The organism is Nonomuraea sp. NPDC049709, from assembly GCF_040674815.1.
In the GTDB taxonomy this organism is placed as follows: Bacteria; Actinomycetota; Actinomycetes; order Streptosporangiales; family Streptosporangiaceae; genus Nonomuraea.
The window spans coordinates 83,926-97,091 of sequence record NZ_JBFANM010000049.1; the positions used below are offsets into that span (position 1 = coordinate 83,926).

A 13,166-nucleotide genomic window follows, 5' to 3' on the forward strand; every position below is an offset into this window, starting at 1 on the left:
TCGTCTCTTGGGCTACTGCGCTGGTCCTGCAAACCGTCCAGGACGCCTTGGAGGAGCAGCGCGTGGAGCCGGCGGCGCGCTGGGCCGACCGGTACGGCCGCCGTCCTGACCGGCTGGAGTTACCCAGCCCCCCGGTGCGGCCGCGCAAGGTCGCGCCGCTCGGCAGCCGTCCCGGCCTGGTGCTTTACCGCGACGATCAGGCGATGCTCGCCTTCCACGACAGCGGCCGGCCGATGCTGTGCCCCCGCTCGCCGAGATCATCGACGCCCTGTCGGCCTGCCCCACGGCGCCGTCGCCGAGCCTGCTGAACTCGCCTCCTACCGGACGCCGCACCGCTGGTCCTGCGGCGAGGGATGGCTCGGATCCGGCATCTGGGACGGCATCCGACCTCCCGGCCTCGTCCTGCCCGCCCCGGAGCAGCACCCGACCTCGATGAGCAGCCCGCCATCCAGGTCCTGCGCCGGCATCTCACCGATGACCACCAGGCCTGGGAGCGCTGCCGGCCTTCAGCGCGCTCCGGCCGCTCCGGCCTTCCTGCGAGGACCCCCGGTTCCCGCACAGCGGCGCCTCATGGACGAGCCCGATTCGAAGGGGCAGACAGCTGGTCCTGCCGCACCACTCTCCGCGGGGCGGCAGGATCGGCTTTGTGCGATCACCTGGTCAAGGCTTGGCAGGGTCGGCCATGCACCCACGGTGACGCGGAAGGGTCGCCGTCGGAGGACGGGCTCGCGCCGGAAGAACCGGGTGTCGAGGCCGCCCTGTGCGGTGTTCTCGGTGGGGGGTGCGACGGCCGCCGCCGCGGTGGTGGCGGCCGTCGGGCGGCGGAGGCTGTTACGGCCTGACCGGTGTGCCGCCGAAGGTCACGATCAGTCGGCCGTCCGCGGCGAAGGACCAGGCCAGGGCGCCGGTGTAGGAGGAGCAGCGGGAGCCGTTCGAGCCGGACCAGAACTGGTTGGAGCTGTCGGCGTTGCCGATGATCCTGTCGTTCGACCCGCTGTTGCAGGAGGTGTTGTTGCGGAACACCGAGGAGCCGCCGTCGAAATTGAAGTTGCGTTCCTCGTTGCCGATGCTGACATTGTTCGACACCGTCATCGTGCCCGGGTTGCGGTTGTAGGTGTAGCCGTGCTTGCCGTTGCCGTAGGCGATGGTGCGCTGGATGACGTGGTTGACCCCGATGTCCTCGCCGCCGAGCTTGTAGCCGTTGCGGTCGCCGTTGCCGGCCTGGCCGCCGTTGCTGAGGGTGCCGTTGTCGTAGGCGAGGGAGTCCTCGATGGTCACTGCGCCGATGGGGCCGGTGTCGCTCTTGGTGAACAGGTCGTAGCCGTCGTCGATGTTGTTGTGGGAGACGGTGTAGCGGAAGACGTTGCCGGGGCCCACGGTGAGTTTCGGGGCGAAGCCGTCGGCGTCCTCGCCGTCGGAGTCGGCGTTGTCGTGCGACACCGCGCTCAGGACGAGGTTGTTGGACGGCCACTGCTCCCGTGGCGCCCCGGCTTCCAGCCGCGAGAGCTGCAGCCCGGTGTCGCGGTTGAAGCGCGTCACGGTGCGTTCGATGATGTTGTTGTTGCCGGCGAGGAGGATCCCGTTGTCACCGGCCCGCTCGACGACGATGCCGTAGATGTGCCAGAACGACCCGCCCACGGCAAGTCCGCGGTTCGCCGGATCCTCGCTCTGGGCGGAGAAGTTCAGCACCGGCGTCTCACCCGGGTAGGCGGACAGCTTCTTGCGGGCGCCGGAGGTGCCGTTGTTGCCCGCCGCGATGGTGACCGTCTGGGAGAAGTCGTACCGCCCGCCGCGCATGAAGATCGTTCCGCCGGCGGCGATGCGGGTGATCGCGGAGGTGAGCGTGGTCGGGTCCGCCTGCGTCCCGGCCGCGCTGTCCCTGCCGCCGGGAGCCACGTACAGGGTGTCGCCCGGCGGCTGCGTCGTGCCGCCCGCTTCCAGGTCGATGTAGTCGATATTCGGCAGGCCGGCGCTGCTGGTGGGGTTGACCCGGATGGTGTTGCTGCCCGAGTTCACCGACACGGTCATGGTCTTGGTGACCCAGGTGTTCCACGCACCTGTGCCTTCGAACGACACCGACTGCACGGTCGTACCGTTGACGGTCAGGTCGGCGGGACGGCTGCTGCTGGTGCCGCTGGCGAACCGCACTGCCAGCGTCGCCGTGCCCGCCGCCGAGGCGTTCACCGTGAACTGGGCGTGGGCGCCTGCGGCGTTGGTGCCGTTGCAGAAGCCGCTGCCGGAGAAGCCGGCGTGGTTGGAGTCGATCGTGCCGGTGCAGACCGCCGGAGATGTTTCGGCCTCGTACCGCGTGGGCGCTGCGTGCGCGGCCGACGGTGACAGTCCAACGAGTACGCCGGCCAACAGGCCGGCGCAGGTAGTGACGGCTTTCAGGCGCATCCTTGGTCTCCATAGACTTGGTAAGCGCTTTCCGAGGACGAGCGAATCTAAGCACGCACCACCGAGCATGAAAAGGCCGAGCCTGCAAACGAAACCCCCCGCGGCACGGCAGCCCCACCGGCAGACGGCGCGTCGGCCGAGGTCACGGGGGACGGAAAGGGGCGAATGCGTCATCATCATGCTGTGCAGCCGTGCTGCCGCATCCGCCATGAAAGTTTCATCGCGGATCGCTCCCGGTGAATGCTGACGGCTCTCGTGGTGCAGGCCCACAGCGGGCACACCATCCGGGCGGTGCCGGAACAGGCCGGCGGTCGCACCGAGCCGGCAGCGGGCATCGACGAGGTTGCCGCCTCCGCGGCGACGCTCACGACCCCTGATGTGCCGGTTGTTGAAGGGACCGGCCCGTGCGGTTCAAGCTGCGGCTCGAGACCGTCTCGAGCGAAGGAGGCGCGTCGGTAGTGCTCGCCCAACGCGTGCGACCACCCGCCCACCGCGACCTCATCCCGCTCGCCGCCCCCGGGCCGTCGTGTGTACCCCTTGCCGGCGTGGCTCGCCCCGCCCTTCCAGACGTGGAAGTCAGCACTCCCCCGAGTGGCTGATCCGAGATCATGTTTCGTGCTGGGATCGATGAGTGGGCTGGTCGCCACCCCGGCGGCTGTCACGACCGACAGCCGCCGATGTGTCATCACGTCACGTCGCGTCGATCGTTTCGAAGGGCAGCCGCAGCCGGCCGGCGATGGGCACGTTGTGGGTACGGATCTCGGAAAGCTCCTCGGCCGTCAGCGCGCGACCGTACAACCTGAATTCGTCGAGTGTGCCGAGGAACTGGTTGGCGCCGGCGAGCCGCTGGCCGACGGACAGGCCGTGGACGCCGAACTCGCGGCCGTTGGTGACCGAGCCGGGCGGCGTGGTGCCCGTCGCGACCGGGGCACCGTCGACGTACATCGTGAGCAGGCGGTCGATCCGCTGCAGCGCGATGTGGTGCCAGGCCCCGTCGTTGCATGCCGCCGGCGACTCCAGCGTCACTGCGGTGCCCAGGCCGGTGCCGAGGAAGGCCCGGATGCGGTTGCTCGCCGGTTCGGCCAGCAGCCACATCTGCGGCGCGGCATTGATCCGGTACGCCGACAGGATGGTGTGCGAGCCGGTGGCCGCGTTGTACCGGAACCACGTCATGGCCGTGAAGTCGCCATCCTCCACGTCCACGGCGGGCGTGTACGGCACCTCGACGCCGTCGTCGACCTTGTCCAGCGCCAGGCCCTTGCCGTACCGGCCGCCGGTCAGTCTCGCGTCGCCCCGCACGTACGCGGTGTTGTCGTGCCGCGGTGACACGTCCGGGGTCGTCGGGCCTTCACCAAGCGCTCGTTCCTGCCCGCGGTCCTGGGATTCGTCAGCACCGTCCGGGACGGCCACCCCCGGGTGCCGATCCTGGTCATGTCGCCGATCTTCTCACCCAGCCGCGAGGAGCAGACCGGGCAGACCGGGATGAGCCTGGCGGAGACGCGTGCCGATATCGCCGAGGCCGTGCGCCTGCTGCGCGAACACGGTGACGCGGATGTTCACCTGGTCGACGGGCTCGACGTGTTCGGACCGGCCCAGGAGCACCTAATGCCGGACGGCCTGCACCCGAACGCAGCCGGCTACGCCCACATGGCCACCTCGATCACGCCGCTCGTACGCGCACACCTCCAACCCGAACCACCAAGCCACCGGACCGGCGCAGGGGTGACGCACCCATGATCCGTGGGTCGTGGGTGCAAGTCCACCCGGCCCTGCTTCTCTCGAACGGCCTGTCGGGCGTCAGAACTCCCGCGCCGCCCGCGAGCCCGATGCGGCCGATGCCCGTTGTAGTGATCGCGATACTCGTTCAGGACCGAACGCGGGTGACGCCCGCCGCTTCCCGACGTGGCCCCGGCACCATCCGCGACCTGCGCGATCCGGACGGTGCCGAAGAGCCTTCGGCGGGTTCCGCTGACCGAGGCGGGTTCGCAACGGTCATCCCGGTCTACTGCTCGGGCTGGTAGACCAGGATGACCAGGCCGGAGCTGAACGTCTTGCTCTCCAGCAGCTTCAGCTTGGCCTTCGACTCACGCCTGAACAGCGGCTCACCCTCACCGAGGATGAGCGGGTGCACCCACAGGTGGTACTCGTCGAGCAGCCCGGCCTGCGACAGCGCGTCGGTCAGCTGCCCGTTGCCGTAGATGATGATGTCGCCGCCCGGCTGCCGCTTGAGCTTGGTGACCTCCTCGACGAGGTTCTCGCCCCTGATGATGGTGGAGGTGCCCCAGATGTCGGCCTTCTCCAGGGTGTCGCTGACCACGTAATGGTGCATGCCGTTGATTCGGTCGGAGAACTCGTCGCTGGGCCTGGTCGGCCAGACCGACGCGAACCCCTCGTAGGTGAGCCGCCCCGCCAGCAGGGCGTCCGACCTGCGCATCAGGTCCAGGGCGTACTGGGTGGCATCGTCCGTCCGGTAGTCGAACGACCAGTTCTGCGGCTCGTCGATGTAGCCGTCGAGCGTGGTGTAGGTCGAAGCGATGACTTTCCTCATTGTTCTCTCCATTGATGATCGTTTCTGGCGTCCCGCAGCGTACGGGCCCACCATGACAGCTGGTCAAGCGTGATTCCGGCCGCCGCATGGCAGCTCGCGCCCCGTTTGGGCCAGGAGCCGTCGGCGTCGAAGAGATCCCAGTAGCAGGGCAGGCTGACCGCCTCGGTGACGGCCACCGCCCGCAGCACGGCGAAGATCTCACGGAGCTGGGCGACCGCGTGCAGGCCGCCCGACTCTCTGCCGTACGACACGAAGGCGACCGGTTTGGCCTGCCACTCCGCGTAGTACCAGTCGATGGCGGTCTTGAGCGGTGCGGGGAAGCTGTGGTTGTACTCGGGGGTCACCACCACGAAGCCGTCCGCCGCGGCCAGCCGCGGAGCCAGCGCCCGCACCTCGGCGGGCGGCTCCTCGTCCTCGTCGGTGAGGACCTCGGGCAGCCGCGCCTCGGCCAGATCGACGACGTCGACCTCCAGCTCCCTTCGCCTGCGGGCCTGGGCGGCGAACCACTCGGCCACCGTCGGGCCGAACCTGCCGTTTCTGGTGCTACCGATGATCACCGCCACCCGCAGCCGTTCGTTGCTTGCCATGTGACCACTGTGCTGGGCGGCCCTTACCGGTTCCTTCCACCGCTCTTACCACTCCGGCATAGGGTGACGGTCATGCGGTTTGGGGTGCTTGGCCCGCTGATGGTGTGGGACGCGGACGGCGTGCCCGTCACGATCCGTGGGCTGAAGGTCCGCGCGATCCTGGCCGACCTGCTGCTGCACGAGGGCCGCCCGGTGTCGGCCGACCGGCTGGTCGACGACCTGTGGGGGGACGACGCCCCCGCCAATCCATCGGCCACGCTGCAGGTCAGGGTCTCCCAGCTGCGCAAGGCGCTGGGCGACCGGAAGCTGGTGGCGCACCGGCCCGCGGGTTACCTGCTGCAGGTGGAGGCGGACGCCGTGGACGCGCGCCGGTTCACCGAGCTCACCAAGCAGGCACAAGCGGCGAAAGACCCGGGAACGCGGGCCGCGCTGCTGGCCGACGCGCTGGCCCTGTGGCGGGGCCCGGCGTTCGCCGATTTCGCCGACGAGGAGTTCGCCAGGGCGGCGATCGCCCGGCTGGAGGAGCAGCGCCTGACCGCCGTGGAGGCGCACGCCGAGGCCCGGCTGGAGCTGGGGGAACACGCCCTGCTCGCCGGGGAGCTGGCCGACCTGGTGGCGCGGCATCCGCTTCGTGAGCGGCTGCGTGCCGTACACCTGAAGGCCCTGTATCGGGCCGGACGGCAGAGCGAGGCGCTGGACAGCTACGCCGACCTGCGCGAACGGCTCGGAGAGGAGCTCGGCCTGGACCCCAGCCCCGAGCTGGCCGAGTTGCAGCGGGCCATCCTCGCCCAGGACCCTGACCTCGCTCCTGCGGTACGGCACGCCACCAACCTGCCAGCTCCGCTCACCGAGCTGATCGGACGCGAGGAGTCATTGGCCGCGGTATCCGCACAGCTCGGGACGAATCGGCTGGTGACGCTCTGCGGGTCCGGCGGGGTGGGCAAGACGCGGCTGGCCGTGGAGACGGCGGGCCGACTGGTCTCCGCCCACGCCGACGGTGTCTGGCTGGTCGAGCTGGCCTCCATGCCCCGGTCCGGCGAGGTGGCCGAGCTCGTGATGGCGGTCATGGAGATCCGCGACCCGGGCGGCGAGCCGCGTACGGCACGCGACCGGCTGGCGCGTGCGCTGCGCAACCGGCGGGTGCTGCTGGTGCTGGACAACTGCGAGCACGTCGTGGACCAGGTGGCGGACCTGGCGGAGGCGCTGCTGCGGGCCGCGCCGGAACTCCGGATCCTGGCGACGAGCAGGGAGCCGCTGGCGCTGCCTGGCGAGGTGGTGTGGAACGTGCCGCCGCTGGAGCAGGACAGCGCGGTCCGGTTGTTCGCGGCCAGGGCGGCGGCCGCGCAGAGCGATTTCCGGCTCGACGACTCGACCGCCCCCGCCGTCTCGTTGCTGTGCAAGCGGCTGGACGGGATCCCGCTGGCGCTGGAGCTGGCCGCCACCAGGGTGCGGGCGCTGGGCGTGGACGGCCTGGTGGAGCGGCTGGACGACCGCTTCAGGCTGCTGGCGACCGGGCATCGGGGTGCGCCTCCCCGCCAGAAGACGCTGACCGCCATGATCGACTGGAGCTGGCAGCTGCTGACCGAGCAGGAGCGGCTCGTGCTGCGCCGCCTGGCCGTACACGCCGACGGGTGCGTCCTGGAGGCGGCCGAGGCCGTGTGCCCCGGCGCCGGCGTGGCCGCCGAGGACGTCCTCGACCTGCTCGCCCGCCTCGTCGACAGGTCGCTGGTGGCCAGGGCGGGAAACCGCTTCCGCCTGCTGGAGTCCGTCGCCGCCTACTGCGTGGAACGCATGCGAGAGGCGGGCGAGCTGAATGAGGTACGGCACCGCCACCATGCCTATTACACCGAGCTCGCTGAACGAGCCGCCCCCCACCTCTACGGCCCCGACCAGCGCCAGTGGCTCGGCCTGCTCGACGCGGAGGCCGCCAACCTCCGCGCGGTCGTGGACGGCGCTCACCCGGAGCTGACCCTCCGTCTCGTCGATGCCCTCACCTGGTACTGGTACCTGCGCGGCCGCCTGACCGAGGCCGGTCGCTCACTCGAAACCGCCCTCACCGCGGCGGGTGGCGGGGTGCGTTCTGTGGCGATGGCGTGGCTTGTGGGCATCTCCGTGCTGAAGGGCGGGAGTGCCGAGTGGGTGGCACGCCGGGAGCAGGCGGCCGAGGTGTTCGCCGGAGAGCTGGGCGAGCGGGCCAGGGCCGCGTGGTTCCTGGCATTATCGCTGGTGAACCTGGGTGAGATGGAAGCCGCTGAAGACCTGCTCGACAGGGCTCTGGAGGCCCTGCGCGCCGCGGGCGACCGGTGGGGCGAGGCGGCGGCGCTGAGCACTCGCGCCCAGTTCGCGCACGTACGCGGCGACCTGACCGTACTCGGGCAGGCAGCGACCAGAAGCGCGGAGCTGTTCGCCGAGCTCGGCGACCGATGGGGTCAACTGCAGGCATCGAGCTGGCTGGGCGGCCTGGCAGAACTGACCGGCGACAACGACCGCGCCGCCAGGCGGCACGAGGAGGGTGTGCACATGGCGGAGGAGCTGGGCCTGTGGCCGGAGGTCAGCGGCCAACTCGCCTGGCTCGGCTGGACCCACGTGCAACTGGGCGACTACGCGAAGGCCTGGAAGCTGTGCGAGCGCGCCCTCCGCCTCGCCATGGAACAGGACTACTCGGGCGGCGAGATCCTCGCCGAGATCGGCCTCGGCTGCGCCGCCCGCCGGCAGGGCAAGCTCGAACTCGCCCAGGAACACCTCGGCAACCTGGTACGGCGGGCGAAGTCAGGAGGCGGCGCCGAGCCCCTGTACCTCTCGATGGTCCTGGTCGAACTGGGCTTCACCGCCGAGGAACGCGGCGACGCCGAGGCCGCCCGCGCCCTGCACCTGGAGGCGTACAGCGCGGCACGCAAGCTCGACGCCCCGCACGGCGTGATCTCCGCCGCGGAGGGCCTGGCCGGGGCCGTGGCCCTCGCGGGCGCCCACGCCCACGCCGCCCGGCTCCTCGGTGCGGCGGCTGCGTCCCGCGAGGCCACCGCCCTCCCGCCGTCCCCGGCGGAACGTGCCGACGCCGACAGGATCGCCGCAACCTGCCGCCAGATCCTGGGCGAAGAGATCTTCACCACTGAATACACCGCCGGCCGCCACCAGACCCTGGACGAGACGATCACATGAGCACGTCGTGATCCTGTACGGAAGCCGGCAGGACATGGGAACTGCGCGAGTACGCCGACTGGCCGGCAGAGGCATTGGACCGCCTCCTGCTCCGCTGATGCAGGAGCGATTCTTCGATATCCAGACGCCCAAATCGCCTGAGGTGGCCGTGCCGGCGTGAGGCGGAGGCGGCCTCCCGTTCGAACCCGTCCGGGTCGGTGAAGGTGCGCGGCGTCGCTGCCGACGGCGATCCGGTGCGGTCCGGTGCCGGCCGGGGAGACGCCGGCGTCCTTGGCAGCGGTATGGCGCCCGTAGAGCGCGGGCTTGACGGGTGAGGTGGCGAACTCGACGTACTCGCGGCCAGAGCTCTTGGCCACCGACAGGCCACGCTCGACGTAGAACCGTTCGGTCGTGGCGACGTCAGCAACTCCAGCAGGAGCACGATTTCGTCGATCTGCCGGTGGGTGGCCTGGAAACGATGCTCCGTGTTCACTTGCCGTTCCGAGAGGGGAGGTTCCGCCGGTAGGCCCGAGGCAGAAGATCAAGGCGCGTCCCCTGCCTAACGGACGGCACAGCCCCCGTGGTGCGATTGAGAGGAATGCCCTCATGTCTGGATCCTTGTCCCGTCGGGCCTTACTCGCCGGCGTGCCCGTTGCCGGCCTGGCGGTCGCCCTGCCCGGCGCCGTCCAGGCGGCGGCGACGGCGTACGCGGCCTTCCGCGTCGTGCGTAGCCGGCCTGGCGAACCCAGCCGGCCCGAGGTCGTGCTGCCCGCCGGCTACGAGATCCTGCCCGGCGCGAACTACTCCGTGGCCTCACGTGCGGAGTACTACACGTTCGTGCAAGGCCCGCAGAACGCTGCGGGCATAGAGGTCACCGTCCGTTGGCCGGATACGCACATCGAGGCCGTCGTCCACCAGGACACCCGGCTGGCGCTGCGCCGTGTACCCGGCGACAGGCACAGCTTCTCGTTCACGCTGCCGATGACGCAGTCCTCGGCCGACGCGAACCAGCCGACGCTCCAGGTGTGGAGCTTCCCCGACATCTCGCCGGGAATGAACTGGCGGATCGAGCACAACGACCCTGACCGCGTCGCGGGTCCATGGACGGCGGTGCCGTGGCCGGCCGGCCCGGTCAGATCGGTGGTGCACCAGCTCGTCGCGGCACACACCATCCTCCGGGACTCCGGCCTGGTCGAGGTCGCCGCGGCGAAGGGGCACAGGTTCGTGCTGATGGGCTTCGAGACCAACAACACCTTGCACGCCGACAATCCTCCCCACTGGCACATCTCCTACAACTCCGGCCCGAGCTTCAGCTCGCCCACCCACAACCCGCATTTCTGGTTGGACTCGGCGGGCCGCAACTTCTACAACGGCATGGACGTCACCGGCATGGGCCGGCTGCGATACTACGTGGGCGATCCCGCGCCTCTGTACGACTTCGTGGGCGACGCGAACGGCGGCCGCGGCAATCTCGTCGTCACCTTCACGCTTCGGCAGGACGGCGGCATCGACATCGCTTCACCTGAAGGCCGTACGTACGCCATCGCGGCGGGGTACGACGGCGATCTGGTGGAGGATGTCATCGCGCTGCGTGACGGTGAGCCCTGGCTCCGCGTCAGCACCGAGGACCGAGCTCAGCAAGGTGTGCTCGTCGTGCGGGTCAGGGGACTGCAGAACCGCGCCGAGTCCAGCGTGCGTGTCCACCGCTACGACCGGCTGACGGGAGTGCTGCAGGACAGGCCGTAACGAGCGCCGTCGGGCACGGCTGCTCGGCGGCGGCGGCCCGTACCAGCTCGACGGCGTCGCCCACGGACGCGACGACCTCGACGCCGGCCCGGGAGAGCATGGCGGCGACACCTTCGCGCACGATGTAGATCACCTTGGTCAACGGTGACCCGGAGTTCGTCGAACGGGTGCGCATGTACCAGCTCGCGAGCGGGCAGGATCTGCCGCCCCGCCCGCTGCGCGACCTCTACGCGGGCACCGGCGTACAGGTCCGGACCGCGCGGGTCACCGCTGTCGATGTGGCAGGCAAGACCGTCGATCTCAGCGGTGAGACCCTCGCCTATGACACCCTCGTGTACGCCCTGGGCAGCGCCATCGCCGATCACGGCACCCCCGGTGTCGCGGAGCACGCCCACAACGTGGCCGGCAAGCAGGCCGCCGTCCGGCTGCGGGCGCGCCTGGGCGAGCTGAAGCCCGGTGGGACCGTACTGATCGTGGGCGGCGGCCTGACCGGCATCGAGGCGGCCACCGAGATCGCCGAAGCCTACCCGGACCTTGAGGCCGCGATCGCCGCGCGCTTGACCGGTCGCAAGGTTCCCCGGACCACCATCGGCTACGCCTGCAGTGCATCAGCCTCGGACGCCGCGATGCCATCATCCAGCGCGTGACCCCCGACGGTCAGGTCACGTCCACCGTCATCACGGGCCGGACCGCCGCCCGCATCAAGGAGATGATCTGCGCCGGCGCGGCCTGGAGCGTCTCCCACCCGACCCTGATGATGCCGAGCCGCCGCCGCCACCTCGCGGTCACCGACGCGGTGGAGAGCCGGCTCCTCACCCGGTCATGACGAGGAGCGTGCCGTTGTGCAGCGCGCGGACGTAGGCGAGCAGATCGCCCGCCGTGCAGCAGGTGCCCCGGTCCGGCGTGCCGGCGAACGGGAACGTGGCCTGCGCGCCGGCATCGGCCCGCTCTCCGGAGCGCTGGCTCGCGTACGGGTCGGCGATGTCGGGGTCCGCCGTATCGATCACGTTCGTACTCTCCTATCGGCGCGGGTCTATGTGGATCTTCGGGCCCGGCCCGGCACCGGCCGGCCGGCGTCCGGCCAGGACGTCGGCGGTCTCGGCGAGGCCGACCGTGGCGGCCACGAGGGGGCGGGCGTCGACCGAGGCTTCGGCGTAGGCGGCGATGGTTCCCGCCAGGCCGGCCGACCCGCCCAGGATGCCGACGGCGGTGACGTCCTTGAGCGCCTGGTCGCGGGTGTCGATCGTGGACGGGGTGCCGGCCAGGCCGATGTAGACGACACGCCGGCCGGGTTCGACGAGGTCGAGCGCCAGGGCGGGCAACTCGGGCGCGTTGGACGCGTCGATGACGGCATCCCAGGGCAGGGAAGGCAGCGACCCCCGGGTCCAGGCCTCGGTGAAGCCCAGGCTTGCGGCCAGACGCAGGCCGTCGTCGTCGCGCCCCATCAAGTGGACCTCGGCTCCGTCGGCGCGGGCGAACAGCGCCGTGAGGAGGCCGATCGTGCCGGTGCCCAGGACCAGAAGCCGATCACCCGCCTCCAGTCCCGCTGCGCGGACGGCCCGCAGAGCGTTACCCCCTGGTTCGACGAGCGCGCCGAGCGTGGGATCCACGGTGTCCGGCAGGTGGTGCAGGGCCGTGGCGGGCACCGAGAGCTGCTCGGCCAGCGCGCCGGGGCGGCCCCGGCTGATGCCGATCTCGGCAAGCTCGGCGCACACGTGGTGACGGCCGGCCCGGCAGCGGTCGCAGTGACCGCAGCCGAGCATGGTGTCTCCGGTGACCCGCCGCCCGAGCCATGAAGGGCTCACGCCCTCGCCCACCGCACTGACGCGTCCGCACCACTCGTGACCGGGACGGAGCGGGTACCAGGAGCGGCCGGTGTGCAGGTAGCTCATCTCGCCGGTGAACAGCTCGACATCCGTGCCGCACACGCCGACCCGCTCGATGTCCACGACCACTTCGCCTGGCTCGGCGACGGGCGCTCGGACCTCGTGGACCTCGGCCTTACCTGGGCCGGTCAACACCAGGGCACGCATCTATCGGGGTCCCACGACGTGCTGGCGCTGGGTGCCGAGGCCGTCGATGCCGAGCTCGATGACGTCGCCGGGCTGGAGCCAGATGGGCGGGTTGTGGCCCATGCCGACGCCGGGTGGGGTGCCGGTGTTGATCAGGTCGCCGGGTTCCAGGACCATGAACTGGCTGAGGTGGTGCACGATGACGTACGGGTCGAAGATCATCGTTTTGGTGGTGCCGGTCTGGCGGCGTTCGCCGTTGACGTCCAGCCACATGCCGAGGTTGGTGACGTCGGCGATCTCGTCCGGGGTGACCAGCCAGGGGCCGGCCGGGTTGAAGGTCTCGGCGGACTTGCCCTTGCTCCACTGGCCGCCGCGTTCCATCTGGAAGGCGCGCTCGCTGACGTCGTTGACCACGCAGTAGCCGGCGATCGCGTTCTTGGCCTCTTCCACGGTGTCCAGGTAGGAGGTGCGGCGGCCGATCACGATGCCGAGCTCCACCTCCCAGTCGGTCTTGGTGGCGCCGCGCGGGATGCGTACGTCGTCGTTCGGGCCGATGAGGGTGTTGGGCGACTTGGTGAACAGGATCGGCTCGTCCGGAACGGCCTGGCCGGTCTCGGCGGCGTGGTCGCTGTAGTTGAGGCCGATGCACAGGATCTGGTGCGGCCGGGCGATCGGCGCGCCGATCCGCTCCCCGGCGAACTCCCGGCGCCGGCCGGTGGCGACCCGGTCGGCGAGCAG

At 70.5% G+C, this 13,166-nt stretch carries 12 protein-coding genes; 5 read left to right on the forward strand and 7 right to left on the reverse strand.

Annotation, left to right across the window (positions count from 1 at the left end):
- Nucleotides 1–831 precede the first annotated feature (831 nt).
- Nucleotides 832–2,397, reverse strand: a complete 1,566-nt coding sequence (locus tag AB0J69_RS39375; protein WP_364128559.1) for a CBM35 domain-containing protein — start codon at nucleotides 2,395–2,397, stop codon at nucleotides 832–834.
- A 690-nt stretch (nucleotides 2,398–3,087) separates the two neighbouring features.
- Entirely contained in the window at nucleotides 3,088–3,726 is a 639-nt protein-coding gene (locus tag AB0J69_RS39380) for a LamG domain-containing protein (protein WP_364128562.1), read from the reverse strand.
- Nucleotides 3,727–3,774: 48 nt separating this feature from the next.
- Between AB0J69_RS39380 and AB0J69_RS39385 the strand changes: the two genes are divergently transcribed.
- Complete coding sequence (locus AB0J69_RS39385) at nucleotides 3,775–4,134, forward strand: SGNH/GDSL hydrolase family protein (protein WP_364128612.1); 360 nt, start codon at nucleotides 3,775–3,777, stop codon at nucleotides 4,132–4,134.
- A 265-nt stretch (nucleotides 4,135–4,399) separates the two neighbouring features.
- On the opposite strand, the gene AB0J69_RS39390 is transcribed toward AB0J69_RS39385, so the two are convergent.
- Together AB0J69_RS39390 and AB0J69_RS39395 are read right to left on the reverse strand one after the other, a co-directional pair.
- Nucleotides 4,400–4,945, reverse strand: a complete 546-nt coding sequence (locus AB0J69_RS39390) for a dihydrofolate reductase family protein (protein WP_364128564.1) — start codon at nucleotides 4,943–4,945, stop codon at nucleotides 4,400–4,402.
- On the reverse strand, nucleotides 4,942–5,532 hold the full coding sequence (locus tag AB0J69_RS39395) for an NAD(P)H-dependent oxidoreductase (protein WP_364128567.1): 591 nt from the start codon (nucleotides 5,530–5,532) through the stop codon (nucleotides 4,942–4,944). The genes AB0J69_RS39390 and AB0J69_RS39395 overlap by 4 nt, the downstream gene beginning before the upstream one ends.
- A gap of 72 nt (nucleotides 5,533–5,604) precedes the next feature.
- Between AB0J69_RS39395 and AB0J69_RS39400 the strand changes: the two genes are divergently transcribed.
- From AB0J69_RS39400 to AB0J69_RS39415, 4 genes are all read left to right on the forward strand, one after another.
- A complete protein-coding gene (locus AB0J69_RS39400) occupies nucleotides 5,605–8,691 on the forward strand; it encodes a BTAD domain-containing putative transcriptional regulator (RefSeq protein WP_364128570.1) in 3,087 nt (1,028 codons plus the stop codon).
- Nucleotides 8,692–9,315: 624 nt separating this feature from the next.
- A complete protein-coding gene (locus AB0J69_RS39405) occupies nucleotides 9,316–10,416 on the forward strand; it encodes a hypothetical protein (protein ID WP_364128572.1) in 1,101 nt (366 codons plus the stop codon).
- A gap of 134 nt (nucleotides 10,417–10,550) precedes the next feature.
- The gene (locus AB0J69_RS39410; RefSeq protein ID WP_364128575.1) at nucleotides 10,551–11,063 is read left to right on the forward strand and encodes an FAD-dependent oxidoreductase; all 513 of its coding nucleotides are present in this window, start codon (nucleotides 10,551–10,553) and stop codon (nucleotides 11,061–11,063) included.
- Nucleotides 11,060–11,242 carry a hypothetical protein gene (locus tag AB0J69_RS39415; RefSeq protein WP_364128578.1) on the forward strand — a complete coding sequence of 61 codons (183 nt, stop codon included), beginning with the start codon at nucleotides 11,060–11,062 and terminating at the stop codon, nucleotides 11,240–11,242. Before AB0J69_RS39410 ends, AB0J69_RS39415 begins: the two co-directional genes overlap by 4 nt.
- Here the strand turns inward: AB0J69_RS39415 and AB0J69_RS39420 are convergent.
- From AB0J69_RS39420 to AB0J69_RS39430, 3 genes are all read right to left on the reverse strand, one after another.
- On the reverse strand, nucleotides 11,229–11,423 hold the full coding sequence (locus AB0J69_RS39420) for a hypothetical protein (RefSeq protein WP_364128581.1): 195 nt from the start codon (nucleotides 11,421–11,423) through the stop codon (nucleotides 11,229–11,231). The genes AB0J69_RS39415 and AB0J69_RS39420 overlap by 14 nt on opposite strands.
- Before the next feature lie 12 nt (nucleotides 11,424–11,435).
- The gene (locus AB0J69_RS39425) at nucleotides 11,436–12,449 is read right to left on the reverse strand and encodes an alcohol dehydrogenase catalytic domain-containing protein (RefSeq protein ID WP_364128584.1); all 1,014 of its coding nucleotides are present in this window, start codon (nucleotides 12,447–12,449) and stop codon (nucleotides 11,436–11,438) included.
- Nucleotides 12,450–13,166: fumarylacetoacetate hydrolase family protein (locus tag AB0J69_RS39430; RefSeq protein WP_364128587.1), on the reverse strand; the 717-nt coding region annotated here is incomplete at its 5' end.